The following is a 23,480-nucleotide window of genomic DNA, read 5'->3' as shown; positions in this document are numbered from 1 at the left end:
CTACATCTTTTACTAACACTCGATAATATTGACTGCTAACCCGCCTCTTGAGGTTTCTTTGTATTTGGACTTCATATCGTTGCCTGTTTCCCACATAGTTTTGATGACCTTGTCGAGTGACACTTTGTGTTGTCCTGAGCCTCTTAAAGCCAGTCTAGAAGCGTTAATGGCTTTAATGGCTCCCATGGCATTACGCTCTATACACGGAACTTGTACTAATCCGCCGACAGGGTCGCAGGTTAAACCTAGGTTATGCTCCATCCCAATTTCGGCTGCGTTTTCAACCGCGTCTACCGAACCGCCAACTATTTCGGTTAATGCACCTGCGGCCATCGAACATGCCACGCCTACTTCTCCCTGACAGCCTACTTCGGCGCCAGATATGGAAGCATTCTTCTTATATAAAATACCGATGGCTGCTGCAGTTAAAAAATAACGACTTACCGTGTCTTCATCTACGGGTTTAACAAATTTATCGTAATAACATAACACCGCTGGAATAATACCTGCTGCGCCGTTGGTGGGAGCGGTTACTACCGTGCCGCCAGCGGCATTTTCTTCGTTAACCGCTAATGCAAACAGATTAACCCAATCCATTGCGACCATTGGGTCGGCATTTTTTTCGTTTTGTAAGCGGTGATATAAGCCAGGCGCTCGGCGAGTGACTTTTAAACCACCGGGTAAGATACCTTCAGTATGGATGCCTGTTTGCACACTTTTATACATAACTTGCCATATGTGCCATAGCTTTTTGATGATTTCTTCTTTAGGTTGAAATACTTCTTCGTTTTTCATCATTATTGAGCTGATACGCAGGCCATGCTCTTTACTGTGTTCTAGTAGCTGTTTGGCGCTAGAAAAGTCATAAGGTACAGGTTGTTCTTCGTGGATAAGTGCAGCTACTTTTTGCTCAGCAAAGTCTTGCTCTCGAATGATAAAGCCACCTCCTATAGAAAAATAAGTTTGTGAGGTAATCACAGTCTTGTTTTTCATGGCATGAAACGTCATACCGTTTGGGTGTTGGCTTAGGGATTTACGACGATGAAAAACTATTGCATTGAGTGCAGGGAATTTGATTGTTTTTTTACCGTCCAGGTTAAGTTTCTGACAGCTTCTTACTTTTTCTAAAAAGGATTCAACCATAGAGCTATCTATAGTTTCAGGTGCATGGCCAAGTAATCCTAAAATCACAGCTTTGCCTGTTCCATGGCCTTTTCCTGTTTGTCCTAATGAGCCAAACAGCTCGATCTTAATCTGATCAGTGGTATCAAATAAACCTTGTTCCGATAATTCCCCACAAAAAGCTTTAGCTGCCCGCATTGGGCCAACGGTGTGGGAACTGGAAGGACCAATACCGATGCTGAACATATCAAAAACGCTGATCATTTTGTTTGCTTCACTAGAAGAGATAAAAACTGATTGTGCTAGTTAAATGTGTTCATAACAATAGCTATGGATATAACAGCTTGAATAGCGCTGTAAAGATTGCTTTAAATGTTTACGCTTTGACGATAAAAACGTTAGAAATGATTCGATAGATTACGTACAAAAGCAGCTGTTGCGCCCCAAATGTTATGTTGCTTCCAAGGGATAAAGTACACTGGGAACTGCCCTTCTTTACGTTTAACCCAATGAATTAAATGGTTATTTTTATCCATTAGAAAACTTAGTGGCACTTCGAAAGTGCTCTCCACTTCATTTTTATCTAATATTAAGCGGGTTGGAGCAGAAACGAAGCCTACATACGGTATCACCTCATATCGACTCACCGTACGATATACTGGTAAGTTACCGACAACTTCTACTTTATAAGGGTGTAAACCTACTTCTTCATGGGTTTCACGCAAAGCCGTTTCGACCAAAGAATTATCAGTTAGCTCCTGTTTACCACCGGGGAAACTTATTTGTCCTGCATGATGTCTTAAGTGACTCGCTCTTACTGTGAACAACACAGTCAGCTCGTTGTCGTATTCCATTATTGGTAATAATACTGCGGCAGGCCTGCCAGGCTCTCGAAGTGGAAAATCGGCTTCACTATTAATTTGTTTGGCATGATGAAATCGAGTGAGAAATTGTGCTTTATCCACGTGCCTTCCTAAGTTTGGACAATGAGGAGTATTGACTCAAGACAGGTAATATTTTTGATACTTTATCTAGACTTTCTTGATATTCATCTTTTGCGTTAGAGTCAAGTACGATGCCTCCGCCTGCCCAGCAATGCATTATTTTTTGATTGTTGGATTTTTCGCGTGATTGCTCGCAAAGCAGAGTACGAATACAAATATTGGTGTCCATGTCGCCAAACACGCCTAGATAGCCAATACTGCCGCAGTAAATGTTACGGTTGTTAGGTTCTAGCTCGTCAATAATCTGCATAGCACGTATTTTTGGGGCTCCGGTAATTGAGCCTCCGGGAAACGCACCTTGCAATAAATCTATAGGGTTGCTGGTTGCTTTTAGCTTACCTGTGACGGTACTCACTAGATGATGAACTGCGGCAAAGCTTTCTAATTTAAACAGATCGGGCACATTGACAGTGCCCGGCTGGCAGTGTTTACTTAAATCATTACGCAGTAAATCAACAATCATCAAATTTTCAGCGCGATCTTTTTCTGCACTTAATAACGAGTCAATTTGTAGTTGATCTTGCTCAAGGTCTTTGCTGCGGAGTCTGGTTCCTTTAATGGGTTTTGTTTGAACCATGCCCTCATTAACCGATATAAATCGTTCGGGAGAAATACTTATTACTACGCTGTCTGCCAAGCGTATAAATGCAGAAAAGGGTGCATGATTTGCTACTCTTAACTGCTGATATGCTTGCCATTCGTCACCCATATAATGGGCTGAAAAACGCTGCGCTAAGTTAATTTGATAACAATCTCCGGCTTGCAAGTAGGCCGAAATACACGACAGCTTTTGTGTATATTGCTCTTGACTCATATTAGCTTGCCAATCACTGGTTAAACTAAAGGATTGTGAGGTGTTATCACACTCAACTAATTGTTGTATGTGGTTGCTAGATGGATGGGGGTATTGGTCCAAATAACATAGATAAAATTGCTGAGTAATATTGTCCTTAATGATGCTCCATGCGTAAATGCCTATCGCCATATCTGGAGTTGAATACTCATTTTCATTTTTATTCGGCAAGTTTTCAAAACATTTACCTAAGTCATAACCAAACAAACCTAGTGCACCTGCCATAAATGGCAGGTTAAACTTGTTAACTGATTTGACTTTATGGTTAGGCATGTGTTTTTCAAGCATGTTTTGCACTAAAGACAAAGGGTTGAGTGAGCTTTCTTGATTTAGATCCGCGTCTTGTTGCCACACATTGCTGGTGTTGCCGATGGTGGTGATGGTGGCAATCGGATTGGCAACCATAATATCGAAGCGGCCATCCTGACGTTTACTATTAGCAGAGTCTAAAAGCATTGCCCAAGGTTTATCAGCAAAGTGAGCAAATAAGTTTGCCATTGAATAGTCGTTAGATATTTTAAGGGGGCTGATTGTTAATGAATAAGTGTGGTTGTTCATGATGACTACTTTGTGTACCTAAAAACAGTTGATGTGTTACTGACAGTGCAGCCATATTGTCGTGGAGCAAACTGTGCGATCAGGTTATCATATCAATAAGTGAAAATTTAACCAGAAAATTTAAGAGGCATCCATGGCTGTTATCCGTCAGCAAGATTTTATCGACAGTATTGAAGAGTCTTTACAGTTTATTTCCTATTATCACCCCCTTGATTACATCAAAGCGGTCGAAAAGGCTTACAACAAAGAACAAAGTCAAGCGGCAAAAGATGCCATGGCGCAGATACTCATCAACTCGCGTATGTCGGCTGAGGGCAAACGCCCGTTGTGTCAAGACACCGGCATAGTGACCTGTTTTGTGAAAATCGGTATGGGTGTGCAGTGGGATAAAACAGACTTAACCGTGCAACAAATGGTTGATGAAGGTACTCGCCGTGCTTATTTAAATCCAGATAATCCATTACGTGCATCGATTGTCGCCGATCCTGCAGGTAAGCGAGTCAACACGAAAGACAATACACCGGCAGTTGTGCATATCGATACTGTGTCCGGTGGTGAAATTGAAATTATGATTGCAGCCAAAGGTGGCGGCTCTGAAAATAAATCTAAAATGGTCATGCTTAACCCTAGTGATGATATTGCTGATTGGGTAGTTAAAACATTGCCCACTATGGGCGCGGGTTGGTGTCCACCTGGGATGTTAGGGATAGGCATTGGCGGCACGGCTGAAAAGGCCGCAGTTATGGCGAAAGAAAGCTTAATGGATCCTGTGGATATTCAAGAATTAATGGATAGAGGCGCCGAGACAACTGAAGAAAAGTTACGTTTAGATATATTCAAAAAGGTTAACGCCTTAGGTATTGGTGCCCAGGGGTTAGGTGGTTTAACAACAGTAGTGGATATTAAGATCATGTCATGTCCCACTCACGCTGCATCAAAACCTGTTGCGATGATCCCTAATTGTGCCGCAACCCGTCATGCGCATTTTCGTTTAGATGGGTCAGGGCCTGCTGAATTTACCCCACCTAAATTAGAAGACTGGCCAAAAGTGACCTGGGAAGTAGGTGAGGGCACCCGACATGTTGATTTAAACACTGTGACTAAAGAAGATATACAAGATTGGAAAGTTGGTGAAACGGTTTTATTGTCAGGTAAAATGTTAACGGGACGAGATGCTGCCCACAAACGTATTCAAACCATGTTATCGAATGGTGAAGGTTTGCCAGAGGGCGTGGACTTCGATAATAAGTTTATTTATTACGTTGGCCCAGTAGACGCGGTTCGTGACGAAGCGGTAGGTCCGGCAGGGCCCACAACGGCTACTCGGATGGATAAATTTACAGACATGATGTTAGAGCAAACCGGCATCAGTGGCATGATTGGAAAAGCTGAACGTGGTCCTGCTACGGTAGCCAGTATTGCCAAGCATAAGTCTGTGTACTTAATGGCTGTGGGTGGTGCTGCATATTTAGTGTCTAAAGCGATTAAAAAGGCGCGCGTCGTAGCTTTTGAAGATTTAGGCATGGAAGCAATCTACGAATTTGATGTAGTGGATATGCCAGTGACCGTGGCTGTTGATAGCACCGGAGCCAATGCGCATGAAACAGGACCCGCTATTTGGAAAATTAAAATAGCTGAAATTGAAAAATAAGTTGTTTTAGACAGAGCTTATTCTGCATATATCGGCGGTAAATTACAGTGATGATTTATCGCCTTTTTTATTGGTAAATGTTACAACAAGAGTAAAACACCTCACTATGAGTCAATTTAACGCCGCTACTTTACTGACAATACCCAATGCTATTTTTGTCGGTCTATTTTTATTAGGGTGCATAATTGGCGCCCTGATTACTGGCATCAGAGCCAAGAAGCGAGCGCAGCAGACAATCGAATACAATAGTTTGTTTGCGGCTCAACAAGAAACTCAATTAAGAGACCAACTAGCTCAACAAATTTTGCTGATAAAAGAGTTAACATCAGAGCAACGCTCAGCTCAACAAGAACAAATGTATACACAAAATAAGTTAGGGCAGTTAACACAGCGAGTAGAAAGGATTTCTGAACTCGAAATAGAAAAAAACTATTGGCAACAGCAATATCAACAAAGCAGTAAGGTTGCATCTGAATTACGCACCCAACTTGAGTCACAAGCAGCCCGATTTGAACAAGAGCAAATTGCCAGTAAAGATAAATTACAGTTGCTAGAAGTGGCCGAAAAACGCTTGCAAGAACAATTCGAAAATATTGCCAATAAAATATTTGAACAGAAACAAGAAAAGTTTAGCCAATCGAGTAAGGCTGGCTTGGATTCTATTTTGTCACCTTTAAAAGAGCAGATTGAAGGCTTTAAAAAACAGGTCACAGATCAATATGTTAAAGAAGGGCAGGAGAGAGCATCCCTTAAGACTGAAATTTTAGGCTTAAAAGAGCTTAACCAACAAATCACTCATGACGCCGCCGCGTTAACGAAAGCCTTAAAAGGGGATAACAAAGTCCAAGGTAACTGGGGCGAGGTGGTTTTTAGAAAGAGTGTTGAAAGAATCTGGATTGCGCGAAGGTCACGAGTTTGATACTCAAGTTGCCTTAAAAAATGAACATGGAAAAAGTTTCCAGCCTGATGTGGTTGTGCATTTGCCTAACGACAAGGATGTGGTGATTGACTCAAAAGTATCGCTTGCTGCCTACGAGCGTTATTTTAATGAACATGACGATGAATTAGCACGCGCTGTGCACTTAAAAGAACATGTCAACTCGTTGCGAAATCATATAAAAGAACTCGGTAAAAAAGACTATCAGGATTTAAAAGGTATTCGCACTTTAGATTATGTGTTGATGTTTATTCCTATTGAGTCGGCATTTTTACTTGGTGCAGATCAAGCACCTGAATTAATGAAACTGGCTTTTGATAACAATATCATGCTGGTTAGCCCGACGAATTTGCTGGTGGCACTGCGTACAATCAACAATATTTGGCAATACGAATACCAGAATCAAAATGCCGAGAAAATTGCTGACAACGCAGCCAAGTTATACGACAAGTTCCACGGATTTATGGTCGATATGGATAAAGTAGGTAAAGCTATAGAATCGAGTCAGAAAAGTTATGAAGGTGCGATGAACAAACTGTCTACAGGTAAAGGCAACCTTGTAAGACAAGTAGAGCAGTTCCGAAAATTAGGTGTACAGAGCAATAAAAAGTTAGATGGAATTTTGCTGGGTAACGCCGAAATTGAGGATGATGAAGTATAAAAAGCAGCGACAATCTTAATAGCCTTACGTTTCTCTAAAAGCGTTTTGCATCACTGAGTAAAAAGAGGCTTTGCTGCTCTGGGTGCCGCGAGCCGAGGAACACATAATAAATATTATTTTCCTTTTCCTCGGTGCACTCGTTTCCATCGATGGTTTAAAACTTTTTTGTTTTGTGTGTTGTACCTTTGTGTTCAGACAATAAAAAACGGCCTCAGAAGAGGCCGTTTTTTAGGTAAGGTTACTTGATTAAAGAAACCTACCTACCATGTTGAACGTTTCGGTGGCCGCAGCCAAGTTCGTTCAAGAACAATTCTTGTTTCGCGCGCAGTTTATATTCTGTCTTTAAGAGCCGCAACGATAGCTGAAGCATCTAAACCATTTTCAGAAGCCCATACCAATACTGTTTTTCCGTCTGATTCTGGTGAGCTTAAGTCACCCTTTGGCATCTTCTTAACCATCAAGGTGCCTGTTTCAACAGCATCGTTGAGCATTGCTGTGCGAATAAGGCTGTTACCACCACATGACACACCTGAGTAGTAATCTTTAAGCTTAAGTCTAAAGTCAGACTGAACGCGTTTCATTTTTTTACGTAACTCGCCTTTATCATCTGCTTTGACAATAGTGCAGATATTTTGTAAAGCTTCGCTAACATCGGCTTGAGCGTTGCCAGCAAATAGTAAAGAAGCGGTTGCGATAGCGATAGAAGTTTTAACAATTTTCAACATGGTTAATTTCCTCGGTGATTAAGTTTATTTGCAAACGTTGCTGACGTTGCAGCGTTTTCAGGAATCTATTGAAACCGATTTGAATTGAATCAAAAATCTATGATGTGATACTTAGGTATTGGTTTTCATAACTTTTTTAAGGTTCCTTCAAAAAGCGTCTTTAAAACCTGAACAGTTACATATTTTAATTTTAAGCAAACACTGGTTGAGCAATTATAATAAGTGACGGTCATTTGGTTTTTTCTAAATAATATTATTTTGTTCTCTCTACTTTTTCTTATGGCAAAAAATTAATAATCTAGAAGGGGTAAAGTCATAAGCTGGCATGTGTAACGTAAATGTTAATGAAACCGAATTTACAACCGTTTTATTAAATTAAGCGGAGACTTAATATGACATTTACTTTTATAAATGATGGTGATTTATCTTGTAGCAGACTCGTGGTGTCAACATTAAGCCGTTATCAGGCTGACTGCTGTTATTTTGTAAGTGTTCTGAAAGATTTATATATTTCGAAAGACAGTGTGTACTTTTATCAAATATTTTAAGACTCATGTATTCCTAGCAATTAAGAGTAAATAAAAGGAATGTTGGGATTCATAATTACGCGTGCACGAGCAATATAGAGCCACACGCATATCAAATTTGTATAAATACCCATGAGAAATGAAAGGTTGGTGCTTTCCCTTAATTATCGTCATCTAAAATGTTATTTTTCTAAGCTTATTGAGGTTATTTAGTTATTTAGTTATTTGGCTTATTAAACCGAAGCAATGTAATAGATGATTAACTTAACCATCTATTACATTGCTGTTGTTCGATTACTTCTAGGGCTATGGTGTCTTTGGATGCTGCTCTGGCTAAAAAGGTCAATGGCTTGAGTTTTTTGTCACGTATCACATTCAGTTGCACGGTTTGACCAATCGTTAAATGATTTAGCTGTGGGATTAAATTTTCTTTACTCACCACCCATTTATTGATGGCTATCAACACATCACCAACTTGTAATCCAGACTCATAGGCCGCAGTTTGCTCTGTGACTTGGATGATTTGTACACCTATCTCTTGCATTTTTATTTGTGCTCCAAAGTCGATTTTTATTGGAGATGTTGTCATTTCACCGCCCTTGTCATCCAAGTTTTCTCTAGGTAAAAAATGACACTCAACGCCAAATTTCTCAAGCAGTTCATTGAATGGTAACTCTTCGGTGGAATATAATGCAGATTGAAAAAAAGCATTTAAGTCTAAATTCAGCTGTGTTTTTACAATATTCTGAATAACGTCTACTGGGGTAGGAATTGCGAGTTTTCCGTACTGCTCCCACAAATTCCGCATCACGTCATCTAAACTGTAATTTCCATCACTTTCGCTTTTTATCAGTAAATCCAAACACATAGCTAATACGGCACCTTTATTATAATAACTAACAATGTTATTAACGGCACTTTCATCTTGTTTGTAAAACTTAGTCCAAGCATCAAAACTAGACTCGGTAATGGTTTGTTTAAATCGCCCTTTATTACGTAGTAACCGAGTGAGGTTTTGGCCGACTACTTTTAGATATTCAGTTTGGGTAATAAGACCACATCTTAAAAGACTAAAATCGTCGTAGTAGCTAGTAAAACCCTCATAAATCCATAATTGTTCTGTGTATCGCTCTTTGTCTAATGCTGCACCAAACAACTCTTCAGGTTTGATCCTCTTTACATGCCAAGTATGAAAAAACTCATGACTACACAAACTTAGAAATACGCGATATCCATCGGTCATTTTTTCCGCATCAGACAAGCTTGGTAAATCATTTCTACTGTACATTAACGCTGTTGAGCTCATATGTTCTAAACCACCAAAAGCATTATCTGTTAGCAGCGTGATAAACTGATAACGTTTAACCGGAGGAGTATCTGCAAAAAAATCAATATGGTGCTGGCACACCTTGGTTAAATCTTTTGTTATGCGTTGAACATCGGCTTGATGTCCACCTGCAAGTATTAGTTCAAACTCCACACCAGCGGCAGAAAATGGCAAAATATCAAACTCACCCATTAGTACTGGATGATCGATCAACCCTTCGTAGTTATCCGCATAATATTCACCAAATGCATGTGTATCTTGCATCTCTGTTGGCATAGTAGTGGCAACCTGCCAGTGAGATAATTCTGGTTGTACAGGTTTTTGCAACGTTAACCCACAAGGTTGATCTGTTTGTCCAACAACTGCCAAAAACATATTGGTACCATTTAAAAATGCCATTTCATCATTTATGTAGGCGCTTCTAACCGATAGATCGAAAGCATAAATTTGGTATTGAATGGTCAACGTTGTGCTAACTGCTTGTGCTTGCCAAGTTTGTTTGTCGAGTTTTTGGATGTTTATATCTGTGCCCATATCATCCTGAGCACTAATTTTGACAATGTTTTTGGCAAAATCACGGATCATATAACTTCCTGGTATCCAAGCGGGTAAGGTTAGGATTTGACCATTTTCATCAGGATTTTTAATGTGTAATCTGACATCAAATACATGCCCCGGGATAGATGAAACGTTAATATGGTAATGAATGGGTGAGGGATGAATATGCATAATGTTTCTCTATTTAATGAAAATATAAAGATTATAATGCTTTATATTTATAAATAATGTAGTAAGTTATTGTATGTGTACACTTTATTTAACAACAATCTAGAATGCATAAAGCTAATCATAACAACAATGGTCTTCAAGGGTTATTAATTAAATGGCAATTTTGCAGGAAAAAATTGGGCTGACGAATGAAGATTTAAGAAAGCTCCGCTCCATGCGGCCCGGCAGACCCCTTGATTTACAATTGTCTACTGCCACTACTACGAAAAGGGTGAGAACCGAGTTTGTAGGTATGGATGGTACGCGTTGTATGATTTTCAGATACCCCGATGAAGGTAAGTGGGGATCATTGGGCGATGGGATTTTTAAAGATAAGTCGTTAATTGCTAGATATATCCTTGAGGACGATACTGGCGAAATTATAGCCTTTAAAGTTAAAGTCATACTCGTTACCACGAAACCAAGTCATTTGATTTTTACTAGCTTTCCTCTCGTTATACAAAGCCAAGATTTACGTATTGAACCTAGAGCACAAACGCGTATCGCAACCAGTATGCTTGATGCTAAAAGTAATTCCGTTATTTGCGACTCTCTGGTATTAGATATATCGGTAAATGGTTGCCGAATGAGTATTAATAAAAGTGCAAGCATGACCAAGCCAAAACTTAGACAAGTTGTGAAAATGTATTTTGTTGTATCCAAAGATAAAAGTATTTTCCTAACTGGCACTATTATGAACACTAAGTCTGATGAGGTATACCTGTATTACGGCGTCAAGTTCGAGACACCTGAAGAAGAAGTTAATCAGTTATTGCAAGATCTAATGTTATCGACGGGTTAATTAGTGAATATAATCGCTAAGTTTACAGTTTTTAATTGAAGCAAGTCGATTGAGTTGTTAAAATAGAGTTAATAACATGTCGATGAGATTTACATGCGTCAAATAGAATTTCTTTTAAATGAGTATGGCGAAAGTCATAAAAACAAAACCAATATTCTTATACATGCAATAGCAGTACCGGCAATATATTTTGTTACGCTAGCACTTGTATGGTCTATTCCTACGCCTGCTTTTCTAGATTATTTCGCTGTCACGTGGGCGCATGTTCTGGTTATTCCCACCTTGTATTATTACTTTCGTTTGTCTGGACCAATAGGTGCCGCTATGACGCTACTATCCGTATTGTCTTTGTATGGAATTGTTCTGCTTGAGTTACTAGATATTTCTGTTTTGCAGTTTAGTGTCGCTTTGTTTGTAGTAATGTGGATTTTGCAATTTATTGGACACAATATTGAAGGTAAAAAACCTAGCTTTTTAAAAGATTTTCAATTTTTACTGGTGGGGCCTGCTTGGTGGTGGGTACACTGGCTAAAACGTTTAAATATCAATTATTAAGCTAACTGCTTAATTCTACAATCCGTTGCGATAAAACACCGCTAATCTAAGACCAAGAGAGAGCTTCCTTAGCCTGTTTTTTGTATACTTGTTTACTGTTCATTATTCAGGAATATGTGTGCCTAAGTGGGAAAAATTAGTCGATAGCCGAGAACGGTTGTTTTGGACCCTGCATACAGCAGGTTGGTGTGGCTTTGCAATCGTTTATTATATCGGCTCATTTCTACAAGATATGCGCAGTATATGGCTATTTGTTATAGTACTTAATGCCTATGCAGGATGGTTGCTGACTATTCCACTTCGATATATATATCGTAAGGCATTGACTTTAACACCGCTTAAAATGCTCATTATGGTTGGTGCTAGCTTGTATTTTACGGCATTGATTTGGACCTTGGTTAAAAACGTCAATAACTGGGAAATATACAAAAAAGGCTATCGGCCTGAAGAATGGTACTGGTATTTTAAGGATACAATTAATTCTTTAATCATGATTGGATGTTGGACCGGCGCTTATTTTGGTGTCAAAAACTATCAGATGTTACTCAGAGAAAAGCAAAATGTGCTTAAAGCATCCTCTATGGCGCATCAGGCGCATATTAAAATGCTTAGATATCAGTTGAATCCACATTTTCTTTTTAATACTCTGAATGCCATTTCAACGCTTATTCTTATGAAAGAGAACAAAACGGCTGAGGCTATGGTCAGCCGTTTAAGTGATTTTTTACGTTACTCACTTGATAAAGACCCCATCCGGCGAGTCCCTCTTATCCAAGAAATTCAAGCCTTAGAGCTGTATTTGGAAATTGAAGAGGTTAGATTTGAAGACCGCCTAACGGTAGTTTGGGATATAGAAGAAAAGACTCAAAGTGCACTCGTACCCAGTTTGATATTGCAGCCTATTATTGAAAACTCGATAAAGTTTGCCATATCCAGAATGGAAGTTGGCGGATGTATCAGTATTTCAGCTAAAACTTTTGGACGTGATTTGATGCTAAACGTCAGTGACAATGGTCCTGGTGCTGAGATTAAAAACGGACAATTACCTGTCAGTAAAAGTGGCGGGGTAGGGTTACAAAATATAAAAGACCGATTAGAAGCTTTATATCTTAATAAACATTCTTTTGTGATATCTCATAATTATCCAACGGGAATAAAAGTTAATATTCGTATCCCTTATGAAATAAGCGAGAACTCAAATGACAAAAAAATTGAAAATTAGTACTGTCATAGTTGACGACGAACCTCTCGCACGTAAGGGATTGTCCTTACGTTTGGCTGAGTTTAACAATATTGACATTGTTGGTGAATGTAAAAATGGATTAGAGGCCGTAACACTCATTCCTCAGGTGCGTCCTGACTTGGTATTTCTAGATATTCAAATGCCCGGGCTGAATGGTTTTCAAGTCATTAATAAACTACAAGAATTAAAGCAACCTATTCCTTTGATTGTGTTCGTTACCGCATTTGACTCTTATGCGATCAAAGCATTTGACGTACACGCTTTGGATTATGTATTAAAACCAGTGGATGAGAGACGTCTGAAAGACGCAGTTGATAAAGTACAGTTGATGCTAGAACGAAAACAACAAGATGGTAACAATCAAAAACTTGCGAGGTTGGTCGCTGATTTTACCGGTGATGATTGTGAAGATATTTTGCGGAAATTAGCTAGCGGTGAACCCATTACTACTAACCCTTATCCTGATATTTTAGCCATAAAAGATGGTTCCGAAGTGACCCGTGTGGCAGTCAATGATATTCAATGGATTGATGCTGCTGGTGATTATATGTGTGTGCACGCAACGGATCAGACCCATATTATGCGCCGCACTATGAAAGAGCTAGAAAAGGATCTCGATCCCAAAAAATTCGTTCGAGCTCATCGTTCGGCGATGGTTAATATTAAGTTCGTACAAAAAATGGTCAGTCATATTAGTGGCGAATACCACTTAATCTTAAACAATGGCACTGAACTCAAAGTTAGTCGTAGTCATCGTGATCGTGTGAAGGAGATGATTAAATTATAATGGTGTGGTGTTGAATAATTGTTGTTGGAACTTCAACAAATATGTATCAAGAGGCTTTTTTGTTGCCAACTTATTTCAAGCGGTGGTGTGATTAACTGATTATTATGTTCACCCACCATTATATTGTTTTGCCCTGCTAATGCCTGCTCAACTGCATAAGCACCCAACTTAGTTGCTAAAATTCTGTCTTGGCTAACAGGTGAATCTCCTCTTTGAACGTGACCTAATATAACAGGTCGACACTCGATTTGAGTTTTATCAGTGAGCATTTTCGCCAGCGACATTACCCCCTCCGGGTAATAAGTTTTCACTCATCACGACTATGTAACTCGAGATCCCCTGCTGACTATAAACTGCATGTAGATGTTCGATAATGTTATCCACTTCCAAGTCAATATCATTGCAAGCTTCTGGGACTACCACTCTATCTACAGCAGATGCCACTGCGGCATTCAAGGCAATAAACCCTGCATGTCTTCCCATGACTTCAATTAAAAATATACGCTCAAAAGCATCTGCGGTATCTCGCACTTTATCAATGGGATCGAGTGCGGTTTCAATGGCAGTATAATATCCAATAGTGGCATCTGTACCGCTTATGTCATTGTCTATGGTGCCGGGTAAGCCTATGACTTGTCCTTTATAGTATTTACATAAATGATGTGCACCACGAAAAGAACCATTACCACCAATCACTAACAATGCATCTACATTTAAATCCTGTAGGTTTTTGGCTGCGGCTCTACCACTTTCCTCAGTATGAAAATCATCACAGCGACCACTTTTTAATATCGTGCCGCCTCGCTGAATGATATTCGTCACATTGGCAGGAACGAGCAGTTTAAATTCTTGGTCAATTAGGCCGTTATAACCATCTTTATAACCAATCACTTCAAGTTCATAATGATCCGCTGTGAGAACAATTGAACGAATACAAGCATTCATACCTGGGGCATCACCACCCGATGTCAAAACAGCGATTTTTTTCATAAGTCTCTCTTCTGTGTGATTTGTATAAATAACTTTAATCTAGGGTAGAATGCAAAGACTCTATAAACAATGTTTTTGTAGAATAATTAGCCACTTAGCCGCGTCTGATGTTGATGTTTAAGGCGAAGAATCATTGTCTTTGTATTGACTGTTTTAGGCAGGGCAAAATTCCCCTGAATATTTGGCTCATGGGTTAGGACCTGTTGTGCCTTTGGCCATTTCATTGCCGTTGCAAATAGTGTTTTAGTCATCTCAATATAAACGCCGTATTGGGCAATATTAAGGATAGTAGTATTTAGATGTTTTAACGTAAATCTTCGCCTTTTTTTGTTAAACTAATGGTATGTAGTAAAAAGGAAAAAAAACGTGTTTGATTTTTGTGTGGTGGGCGGTGGAATGGTCGGTTCGGCTATGGCTTTGGGGTTGGCAAAGCTTAACTTTAAAGTGGCGATAATTGAGCCCTCAATGCCGGTGCTTTTTGATTCTAAACAAACTCCTGATATGCGAGTTTCTGCCATTAGTTTAACCTCTGAAGCCTTGCTGCAAGACTTAGGAGCATGGGCTCATATTAAAAGTATGCGTCTGTGTCCTTATAAACGTTTGTCAGTATGGGATAAACCTTCTTGCCGTACTGACTTTGATTGCAATGCAATTGAGCAACCTCATCTTGGTCACATTATTGAAAATCGACTTGTTCAATTGGGCTTACACGCAGTGATTAATAATAATCAAAACGTGGTTTTTTATAAAAACCTAAAAGTTACGAATATAACATCTACTGATGCATCCCAAGTAACCCTAGAAGATGGCCAAATTATTCACGCAAAAATTTTGATTGGTGCTGATGGTGCTAATTCAGCGGTTCGCGACGCTGCCAACATAGGTGTGCAAGGTTGGCAATATGCGCAGCAGGCTCTAGGCATTCAAATTAAAACCTATGCTGTGCAACAAGACATTACCTGGCAACAATTCACTCCTGATGGGCCTATGGCATTTTTACCCTTATACGATGGTTTTGCATCGCTGGTTTGGTATCACAACGCACAAGACATTAAACATTTAAAAAGTTTGTCTAAAATAAAGCTAAAACAACATATTTTACAACATTTTCCAGCTGACCTACCTGATTTTGAAGTGCTCGATGTGGCTGCTTTTCCGTTGACCCGTATGCATGCAAATCAATATTTTAAAGGTAACACAGTGCTGATTGGCGATGCGGCTCATACAATTAACCCGTTAGCTGGGCAGGGGGTTAACTTAGGTTTTAAAGATGTAGCTGCCTTACTTAGCGTAATCAATAAACAGCTTACTATAGAAGCTTGCACATCGGTGTTGCAGCCCAATCATTACTGCAATTGGTTAAAAAAATATGAAGTTGCTCGTCGCAGAGATAACCTAGTAATGATGAGTTCTATGGATTTACTGTATTCCACATTTAGTAATAATAATATGCCACTCAAAATATTGCGGAATATAGGTTTGAAGTTGGCAAATCATTCCGGCCCAATAAAAAACAATGTAATGAAATATGCCATGGGCTTGGCTTAATCATTAAGTTTGTATATGAAAGACTAACAGTCGCAAATAAAGGGTAGGTAACAGATGACAGTATTCATTATTTTAGGCGTTTTATTTATTGCTTTAGTCGTCATTGTTCCCTTGATTGAACGTTCCAAGTTCAGGATGTCGGGCGAACAAATGGGTACGTTGGGTCTTTGGATCTTGCCATTGTTAGTGATTATGGTGATTATTCAATTGATTATGCATTACGCCAACTAAAGCTATTGTTCACAATAATATTTCACATCGTATTTTCAGATTAATTAAATAGGCAGATCAGATGGCAGTTCATTGGTATCCCGGGCATATGCACAAAGCTCAGAAAGAAATAAAAGAAGCATTGCCGCAAGTTGATGTATTAATTGAAGTACTTGACGCACGTATTCCATATTCCAGCGAAAACCCGATGATTGCTCAGTTACGGGGAGATAAGCCCTGCATCAAAGTATTGAGTAAAACTGACCTCGCGGATCCAGACGTGACAGCGGCATGGCAGGAGTTTTTAGAGCGTGAAAGATCAGTTAAAACGTTCACCTCTACCACTGAAGAGCCAGCCAAGATGAAACAAATCTTGGAGCTATGCCGGAAAATGTTACCTGAAAAAGACGCGAGTGTGAAAGCTATCCATACTATGATCGTAGGTATCCCTAATGTTGGTAAGTCAACCCTGATTAATATTCTCGCGGATCGGGTGATCGCTAAAACGGGTAACGAAGCCGCTGTCACTAAAACCCAACAGCGTATTAGTTTGGGAAATGGTATTACCTTATTTGATACCCCAGGCATATTATGGCCAAAAATTAGAAAACCCAAATAGCGGATATCGATTAGCCTCTACAGGTGCAATTAAAGATACCGCCATGGAATATGATGATGTGGGCTTTTTTGCCGCAGATTATTTGATTAAGGCCTACCCAGAATTACTCAAGTCTCGTTTTGAATTAGCAACTATTCCTGACACTGAAATTGAGTTTCTAGAGCTAGCAGCAGCTCGTCGTGGCGCATTAATGTCAGGGGGCCGGGTTAACTTACATAAAATATGTGAAGTATTAATCAATGAATTGCGGTCTGGTAAACTTGGCCGTATTAGTCTCGAAACACCTCTAATGATTGAACAAGAGGTAATAGAGATGGCTGCGGTTGCCGCTAAAAAAATCGCTGATAAGGTTGACAGAAAAGAGCGTTTTAAAACAGGTTCTTTAACACCGGATAAAAAAGATCGTAAAGAAAAGCGCGAGAACGACAGGGCAGAACAGTCGGCACGTATGAAAAAACAATCAAGTCGCAGGAAATAATGACACTAAATATGATGTTGGCCTAATGCAAGATTGCAACTCTTGTGGCAAATGCTGTATTAAATACAGCAATGGCGATTTGTCTGCATCAGATCAAGACATCGATATGTGGGAGCTGTTTAAGCCAGATGTCGCTGCCTATGTCAAAAAGGGCTTGATTTGGTTTTCACCACAAAGTGGTAAACAGTTATCTTTGTGCCCTTTTTTGCGAGAAACTAAAAACCCAGCTGAGCCAACAAAAAACATGTATACCTGTGATATATATTATGACCGCCCTGAAGATTGTCGCTTTTACCCTGTAACAGTTAAACAGATGATCAACGATGAATGTGAGATGTTGCAACAAGGGGATTTACTCAACCCTAAACAAGCACAAAAAGAGTTAGATCGGTTGTTATCTGATAGCCGTCCAGCATTTGATTAAAGTTAAGAAGGTTGCCTAAGTGTGGAAAATATATGCTCAATCATCAGAACAATATCCTCCTTTTCTGCGCAATTTTTTGAATAAATCACTAAACCCATAATCTGCATTTGTAACCATTTACCTAGCTGTTCAGGGTTGGCTGTTTGGCTTAATAATTTTAGCTGCTGTGCTTGGGTGAATAACGCTGTGAATTTTCTTTCAATCTTTTTTAGGCCTAATAATGCATGAGTGTGTAATTTAGGCTGACTTGTTTCTGATTCAGATACTGTTTTGACTAATAAACAAACTCTGGAGTTTTCAAGCTTACCTTCAACAAAAATAAAACCACTTACGAAGTCTTTTAACGCTTCAAGTGGATGAGTTGCTAAGCGGTCGTATTCATCTATTTTTAGTAGACTCTGTTCAACATAACAATCCAATACTTGTAAAAACATCGCCTCTTTACTACCAAACCCAGCATAAATGCTACCGGGCCGCATATCCAGGTGCTCCTGTAAGTCACGCATCTTAGTACCTTGATAGCCTTTCTGCCAAAAAAGCTCAGTGGCTTTATTTAATGCATCTGTATGATCATACTTCAAAATAGGGGACCTCGTCTTAGCTGCTTGAACGAATGTTCAAACTTAGCTTGAACAAATGTTCAAGTCCAGTTATATTTGCACCCTAAACTTATTAATAGAAGAGAGATATATGAGTAATTTTGAATTATATAACTTAGAAACTGCATCAGAAGCGGCTAAACCTTTATTAGAAAATTCAATAAAAGGTTTTGGTATGATCCCCAACCTTCATGCTGTTATGGCTGAGTCACCTGCTTTACTAGAAGCTTACCAAACGTTACATGGATTAGCGCAAAAGGCATCTTTTGATAATGAAGAGCTCACTGTCGTATGGCAAACCATTAATGTTGAGCATGCCTGCCATTATTGCGTTCCCGCTCATACCGCTATCGCCAATATGATGAACGTCGATGAAGCTATAACAGAAGCTTTGCGTAATCAAACCCCTCTTAAATCGACTAAATTAGAAGCCTTGCGGGATACAACTCTGCTGATGGTTAGAAATAGAGGAGTGATTGAAAAATCTGATATAGATACATTTTATGCAGCAGGTTTTAGCAAACAAAACCTACTCGATATAGTGCTAGTTTTGGCTCAAAAAGTAATGAGTAACTTTACTAATCACCTTGCTGATACACCTGTCGATGAACCTTTTAAAGTGTTTACTTGGAATAAATAATAAGACGGGTCACAAAGTTAAATTAAAAAGGGGTTTTTGAAAGCCCCTTTTTAATGGATTATTACTAAGATGACTCAATCAGTCCCAAATGCCTTTTTCAGATTTACCCTGTATTTCACAATCACCGGCTTTATAGGTGATCTCTTTGCCGCTATCTCGCTTGGCAAAATAATCTTTACTGATTGAGACGATAGTGGGAGTCATCCAAACCAGTGCAGAAATATTGATAACCGTCATTAAACCTAATGCCATATCTGCCATCGCCCATACTTGCGGTAAAGCTGCCATAGAGCCCCATAAAATCATCAACAGATAACCCACAGTGTATGCCGCTCGGCCTGTTTTATTGTCGAGTTTAAACATATGTAAGTTACTTTCACCGTATGCGTAGTTAGCGACAACGGAGGTAAACGCAAATAAACTTATGGCTGCTGCGACAAAATAACCACCACCTTCGCCTAAGTGCGAGCTCATAGCATCTTGAGTCAGGCGTATACCTTCCATGCCTTCACCTGATGCACCACCAGCTAATAAAATAACGATTGCAGAACACGTACAAAGGATCATGGTATCAATAAATACGCCAAGCATTTGAACGTATCCTTGAGATACAGGATGATTCGGGTTAGGCGTGGCACTTGCAGCAGCGTGAGGCACACTACCTGAGCCGGCTTCGTTAGAGTAAAGCCCACGTTGCACGCCGTGTTTAAATGCTGCACCCATTGCACCTGCGCCCGCTTCTTGAAGGCCAAATGCGGATGTAATAATGTCCCATAACATGGCGGGTACTAAATCGATGTTCAAAAAAGTAATAACCAGTGTAACCGACACATACGAAATAGCCATAAAAGGCACGACCCATTCTGCAAATTTTGCGATAGCACGTAAACCGCCAATCACAATTAACCCTGCTAAGACAATAATGACCAAACCAGAATATAGGGTAGGAATATCATAAGCGTGATTAAGTGCGTCGGTAATAGTATTTGCTTGCACTGCACTAAAAATAAAACCGTAACCCAAAAATAAGAACAATGAAAATATTACGGCTAACCAACGTTTATTTAGGCCCTGTTGGATATAATAGGCGGGACCACCACGATATTCACCATTAGTATCTTTAACTTTATACAATTGGCCTAAGACACTCTCAGCAAAGCCGGTAGCCATGCCCAGAATAGCGATAACCCACATCCAAAAAATTGCACCGGAGCCACCTAATGATATCGCTACTGCAACTCCCGCTAGGTTACCCGTGCCGATTCTGGCGGATAAACTAGTACATAACGCTTGAAAGGAGCTGATACCGGCTTTATCGCTTTTAGTACTGCCCTTCATCACTGAAAACATATGCCCAAAATGACGAATTTGAATAAAACCAAGTTTTACCGAGAACCAGACACCAGCGGCCAATAACATGTAGATCAGTATCTGACCGTTACCCCAAAGGATGTTATTGATAAAGGCGACAATTTCGTTAATCAAGATATGGCTCACAAGTATTTAAATTAATGATGGAAGTTTGCCGTTTAATGGCATTTATGTCTAGGGAACAAAGTAAATCAATACAAACAAAAACGCCAAGCAGAAGCTTGGCGTTTTGTTTGTATTCAATAAGTAACGATATGAACCTGCATCTGTAGCGCGGTAACAAACTCAATACTCAGCAAGTACTTAAATGTGGCTGGGGTAGCTGGACTTGAACCAACGAATGACGGGATCAAAACCCGTTGCCTTACCACTTGGCTATACCCCAAGGGTGTAGATAATTATGAAGCTAATTCTCTACTTTAAAAAAACTAAAATAATAAACAGAAACAATTCTTTAAAAGTAACTAATTTATAATTTCAATCTAAATTAATAAGTGATGTAAAACTCTTACTAATAATTACTGGCTTAAATATTAACGCCAAAAAATGGCTGCTATATCTGGTTTGAAAAACGGTGTAACCGAGAATCAAAACCTTCTATCATAAAAGCAAACTTCACTAAAAATGGCTGGGGTAGCTGGACTTGAACCAACGAATGACGGGATCAAAACCCGTTGCCTTACCACTTGGCTATACCCCAACAATATCCTAACTTTACTAACATTGGTGCGGAAGGAGAGACTCGAACTCTCACGCCGTGAAGCACTGGAACCTAAATCCAGCGTGTCTACCAATTCCACCACTCCCGCATACTTTTGACCTTAACAAGGAAAAAGTGGTGGCAACAGCGGGACTCGAACCTGCGACCCCATCATTATGAGTGATGTGCTCTAACCAGCTGAGCTATGTTGCCACTTAATTACTCCGTCTCCGAAGTGGCGCGTATTATGCTGATCTAGCTTTTTGTCGTCAACCGTTTTATGACATTAAAATGTCTGTTTGGTTAGTTACTAAGCAAGACTCTGTGAAAATTGCTAAAAAAACTAATTTCGGTGACATTTTGTACTTCTTTAAAGAGTCTATTATTTTTATGTCGGTTAATAAATGATCACATGACGTTTGTCTACGTATCTACTTTTATTCTGCAAACCGAATATGAGTACCTTAAAAACAGACTATTTTTGTATTCTTGTTGATCCACGAATATAAAATGTTTAATTATGATTTATATATTTTCAAGTGTTTGCCCATAATTATTTACCGAGGCCCATAAAAAAGCCCGCTTTTTAGCGGGCAGAATATTAATGAATCGTGTAAAGCTATACGTTAAACCTAAAATGAATCACATCACCATCTTTAACTATGTACTCTTTTCCTTCTAAACGCCATTTACCGGCGTCTTTTGCACCTTGTTCACCGTTAAATTCAACAAAGTTGTCATATCCGATGATTTCGGCGCGGATAAAACCTTTTTCGAAATCGGTGTGAATGACTCCTGCGGTTTGTGGTGCGGTAGAACCTTCTTTATAGGTCCAAGCTCGCACTTCTTGTACCCCAGCGGTAAAATAGGTATTTAGGGCAAGTAATTCATATCCACAACGGATAACGCGGTTTAGACCGGGCTCTTCTAAGCCCATATCGGCCATGAATTCGGCTTTTTCTTCGTCGTCTAGTTCGCCTATTTCAGATTCGATTTCAGCGCAAACAGCAACGACAACAGCGCCTTCGGCTGCAGCAATTTCACGTACTTTGTCTAAGTAGGGATTGTTTTCGAATCCATCGTCATTAACGTTGGCAATATACATAGTCGGCTTTAGGGTTAAAAAATTCATATAGCTGATAAGTTTTATTTCTTCTTTATCTAGCTCAACTGAACGTAATAATTCGCCTGCATCTAAATGTGGTTTGATTTTTTCTAATACTTTAAGCTCAGCTTTAGCGTCGGCATCTCCACTTTTTGCTCTTTTTGAAACTCTATGTAGTGCTTTTTCTGTGGTTTCTAAATCAGATAACGCTAACTCTGTGTTGATGATTTCGATATCGTCTTGTGGACTGATTTTGCCCGCGACATGGACTATGTTGTCATTATCAAAACAACGTACAACATGGCCGATTGCATCGGTTTCACGAATGTTAGCTAAAAATTTAATTACCTAGACCTTCGCCTTTAGATGCGCCTTCAACTAATCCTGCTATATCCACAAATTCCATTGTGGTGGGGATTGTGCGTTTAGGCTTCACGATTGCTGCAAGTTTGTCTAAGCGTAAATCAGGTACCGGAACCACACCAGTATTGGGCTCTATAGTACAAAATGGGAAGTTTGCCGCTTCGATACCGGCTTTGGTTAACGCGTTAAAAAGTGTCGATTTCCCGACGTTAGGTAAACCGACTATGCCGCATTTAAAACCCATTTTGTTTTCCTCTTAAATTTGTATATATGAACTGACGGAGTCCGTCATGGTTAATTTGTAAAGAGCTGTTATTCCGCCTTAAATGAATGCAGGCGGTTCATAGCTTTTTTTAGATCGTCTTTGATTAATATTTCAAGGCATCGTGTTGCTTCATTAATAGCATCATCGATTTGTTGTTGTTCTTTTTGTGGCGCTTTGCCTAATACATGACCCGTGACACGATTTTTATCACCTGGATGACCAATGCCAACCCGCAATCGCAGAAAGTCTTTTTGATTGGCCATACTACTGACAATATCACGCACGCCATTTTGACTTGAACTTCCACCGATCTTAAACTTTACCACACCGGGAGGAAGGTCTAACTCGTCAAATGCAACCAACAAGCCAGATATTGGGACACGGTAGAAATTAGCCATTGCTGCAACAGCTTGTCCGCTTTTATTCATAAAAGTAGTGGGAATGAGAAGTCGAATATCTTGCCCACCAATCGTGATACGACCAGTGTAACCATAAAACTTATTTTCTAGTTTTAACGAACAATTGTGAATTTTTGCTAGTGATTCGACGAACATTGCACCAGCATTATGGCGGGTATGATGATATTCAGGGCCTGGATTACCCAGGCCCACAATTAGGCTAGTGCGCTCTAATTGTTTATCAGTCAAG

The 23,480-nt window shown here is 39.6% G+C and carries 19 protein-coding genes, 4 tRNA genes and 3 pseudogenes; 11 read left to right on the top strand and 15 right to left on the bottom strand.

The annotated features are described in order from the left end of the window. Positions 1-12 precede the first annotated feature (12 nt). From C427_RS13685 to pabB, 3 genes are all read right to left on the bottom strand, one after another. Complete coding sequence (locus tag C427_RS13685; RefSeq protein WP_007638641.1) at positions 13-1,386, bottom strand: L-serine ammonia-lyase; 1,374 nt, start codon at positions 1,384-1,386, stop codon at positions 13-15. Between the two features lie 134 nt (positions 1,387-1,520). Next, on the bottom strand, positions 1,521-2,087 hold the full coding sequence (locus C427_RS13680) for a CoA pyrophosphatase (RefSeq protein WP_007638631.1): 567 nt from the start codon (positions 2,085-2,087) through the stop codon (positions 1,521-1,523). Continuing rightward, positions 2,080-3,537, bottom strand: a complete 1,458-nt coding sequence (gene pabB / locus C427_RS13675) for an aminodeoxychorismate synthase component I (protein WP_007638629.1) — start codon at positions 3,535-3,537, stop codon at positions 2,080-2,082. The genes C427_RS13680 and pabB overlap by 8 nt, the downstream gene beginning before the upstream one ends. A gap of 133 nt (positions 3,538-3,670) precedes the next feature. Between pabB and C427_RS13670 the strand changes: the two genes are divergently transcribed. Continuing rightward, entirely contained in the window at positions 3,671-5,188 is a 1,518-nt protein-coding gene (locus C427_RS13670) for a fumarate hydratase (RefSeq protein WP_007638627.1), read from the top strand. Between the two features lie 106 nt (positions 5,189-5,294). Beyond that, positions 5,295-6,786: pseudogene (gene rmuC, locus C427_RS13665) on the top strand (DNA recombination protein RmuC). Between the two features lie 329 nt (positions 6,787-7,115). On the opposite strand, the gene C427_RS13660 reads toward rmuC, so the two are convergent. Further along, positions 7,116-7,511, bottom strand: a complete 396-nt coding sequence (locus tag C427_RS13660; RefSeq protein WP_007638622.1) for a DUF3718 domain-containing protein — start codon at positions 7,509-7,511, stop codon at positions 7,116-7,118. A gap of 786 nt (positions 7,512-8,297) precedes the next feature. Next, positions 8,298-10,094, bottom strand: a complete 1,797-nt coding sequence (locus C427_RS13655; RefSeq protein WP_007638620.1) for a M61 family metallopeptidase — start codon at positions 10,092-10,094, stop codon at positions 8,298-8,300. 154 nt (positions 10,095-10,248) lie between these two features. Here C427_RS13655 and C427_RS13650 point away from each other — a divergent pair, with 154 nt between their 5' ends. From C427_RS13650 to C427_RS13635, 4 genes are all read left to right on the top strand, one after another. After that, the gene (locus C427_RS13650; RefSeq protein ID WP_007638618.1) at positions 10,249-10,935 is read left to right on the top strand and encodes a flagellar brake domain-containing protein; all 687 of its coding nucleotides are present in this window, start codon (positions 10,249-10,251) and stop codon (positions 10,933-10,935) included. Positions 10,936-11,028: 93 nt separating this feature from the next. Continuing rightward, positions 11,029-11,490 carry an Mpo1 family 2-hydroxy fatty acid dioxygenase gene (locus C427_RS13645; RefSeq protein ID WP_007638616.1) on the top strand — a complete coding sequence of 154 codons (462 nt, stop codon included), beginning with the start codon at positions 11,029-11,031 and terminating at the stop codon, positions 11,488-11,490. Positions 11,491-11,608: 118 nt separating this feature from the next. Further along, positions 11,609-12,712, top strand: coding sequence for a sensor histidine kinase (locus C427_RS13640; protein ID WP_007638615.1), 1,104 nt, complete (start codon positions 11,609-11,611; stop codon positions 12,710-12,712). Next, positions 12,690-13,520: a LytR/AlgR family response regulator transcription factor gene (locus C427_RS13635; protein WP_034899498.1), complete on the top strand. Its 831-nt coding sequence runs from the start codon at positions 12,690-12,692 to the stop codon at positions 13,518-13,520. Before C427_RS13640 ends, C427_RS13635 begins: the two co-directional genes overlap by 23 nt. A gap of 32 nt (positions 13,521-13,552) precedes the next feature. Here C427_RS13635 and C427_RS28230 read toward each other — a convergent pair whose 3' ends face one another. Continuing rightward, positions 13,553-13,804 carry a 6-phosphofructokinase gene (locus tag C427_RS28230; RefSeq protein ID WP_269079235.1) on the bottom strand — a complete coding sequence of 84 codons (252 nt, stop codon included), beginning with the start codon at positions 13,802-13,804 and terminating at the stop codon, positions 13,553-13,555. Next, entirely contained in the window at positions 13,779-14,510 is a 732-nt protein-coding gene (locus C427_RS13630; RefSeq protein ID WP_015430957.1) for a 6-phosphofructokinase, read from the bottom strand. Before C427_RS13630 ends, C427_RS28230 begins: the two co-directional genes overlap by 26 nt. 366 nt (positions 14,511-14,876) lie before the next feature. On the opposite strand from C427_RS13630, the gene C427_RS13625 reads away from it, so the two are divergent. The 4 genes and pseudogenes from C427_RS13625 to C427_RS13615 all read left to right on the top strand — a co-directional run bounded on the left by C427_RS13625 (position 14,877) and on the right by C427_RS13615 (position 17,789). Beyond that, the gene (locus tag C427_RS13625; RefSeq protein WP_007638609.1) at positions 14,877-16,058 is read left to right on the top strand and encodes an FAD-dependent monooxygenase; all 1,182 of its coding nucleotides are present in this window, start codon (positions 14,877-14,879) and stop codon (positions 16,056-16,058) included. A gap of 54 nt (positions 16,059-16,112) precedes the next feature. Then, positions 16,113-16,289, top strand: a complete 177-nt coding sequence (locus C427_RS26425) for a hypothetical protein (protein ID WP_007638608.1) — start codon at positions 16,113-16,115, stop codon at positions 16,287-16,289. Between the two features lie 61 nt (positions 16,290-16,350). Then, positions 16,351-17,365, top strand: a pseudogene (gene ylqF, locus C427_RS13620) (ribosome biogenesis GTPase YlqF). A 25-nt stretch (positions 17,366-17,390) separates the two neighbouring features. Next, positions 17,391-17,789 carry a YkgJ family cysteine cluster protein gene (locus tag C427_RS13615; protein ID WP_034899493.1) on the top strand — a complete coding sequence of 133 codons (399 nt, stop codon included), beginning with the start codon at positions 17,391-17,393 and terminating at the stop codon, positions 17,787-17,789. Between the two features lie 2 nt (positions 17,790-17,791). On the opposite strand, the gene C427_RS13610 is transcribed toward C427_RS13615, so the two are convergent. Beyond that, positions 17,792-18,370 carry a TetR/AcrR family transcriptional regulator gene (locus C427_RS13610; protein WP_007638604.1) on the bottom strand — a complete coding sequence of 193 codons (579 nt, stop codon included), beginning with the start codon at positions 18,368-18,370 and terminating at the stop codon, positions 17,792-17,794. A 109-nt stretch (positions 18,371-18,479) separates the two neighbouring features. On the opposite strand from C427_RS13610, the gene C427_RS13605 reads away from it, so the two are divergent. Continuing rightward, complete coding sequence (locus C427_RS13605) at positions 18,480-19,028, top strand: carboxymuconolactone decarboxylase family protein (RefSeq protein ID WP_007638602.1); 549 nt, start codon at positions 18,480-18,482, stop codon at positions 19,026-19,028. Between the two features lie 78 nt (positions 19,029-19,106). Here the strand turns inward: C427_RS13605 and C427_RS13600 are convergent, their stop codons facing one another. The 7 genes and pseudogenes from C427_RS13600 to pth all read right to left on the bottom strand — a co-directional run bounded on the left by C427_RS13600 (position 19,107) and on the right by pth (position 23,479). Continuing rightward, positions 19,107-20,513 carry an alanine/glycine:cation symporter family protein gene (locus C427_RS13600; RefSeq protein WP_007638601.1) on the bottom strand — a complete coding sequence of 469 codons (1,407 nt, stop codon included), beginning with the start codon at positions 20,511-20,513 and terminating at the stop codon, positions 19,107-19,109. 196 nt (positions 20,514-20,709) lie between these two features. Then, positions 20,710-20,784, bottom strand: a tRNA-Gln gene (locus tag C427_RS13595). A gap of 240 nt (positions 20,785-21,024) precedes the next feature. After that, a tRNA-Gln gene (locus tag C427_RS13590) sits at positions 21,025-21,099 on the bottom strand. Positions 21,100-21,123: 24 nt separating this feature from the next. Next, positions 21,124-21,208, bottom strand: a tRNA-Leu gene (locus tag C427_RS13585). 27 nt (positions 21,209-21,235) lie between these two features. Beyond that, positions 21,236-21,312 (bottom strand) — tRNA-Met (locus tag C427_RS13580). A gap of 406 nt (positions 21,313-21,718) precedes the next feature. After that, positions 21,719-22,811: pseudogene (gene ychF / locus C427_RS13575) on the bottom strand (redox-regulated ATPase YchF). 68 nt (positions 22,812-22,879) lie between these two features. After that, positions 22,880-23,479 (bottom strand): aminoacyl-tRNA hydrolase, encoded by a 600-nt coding sequence (gene pth / locus C427_RS13570; RefSeq protein WP_007638587.1) that lies wholly within the window; start codon positions 23,477-23,479, stop codon positions 22,880-22,882. Position 23,480 lies beyond the last annotated feature (1 nt).

Source organism: Paraglaciecola psychrophila 170, from assembly GCF_000347635.1.
Taxonomy (GTDB): Bacteria; Pseudomonadota; Gammaproteobacteria; order Enterobacterales; family Alteromonadaceae; genus Paraglaciecola; species Paraglaciecola psychrophila.
Note: the sequence above shows the minus strand (reverse complement) of the source record. Positions and strands in the feature narration are given on the sequence as shown.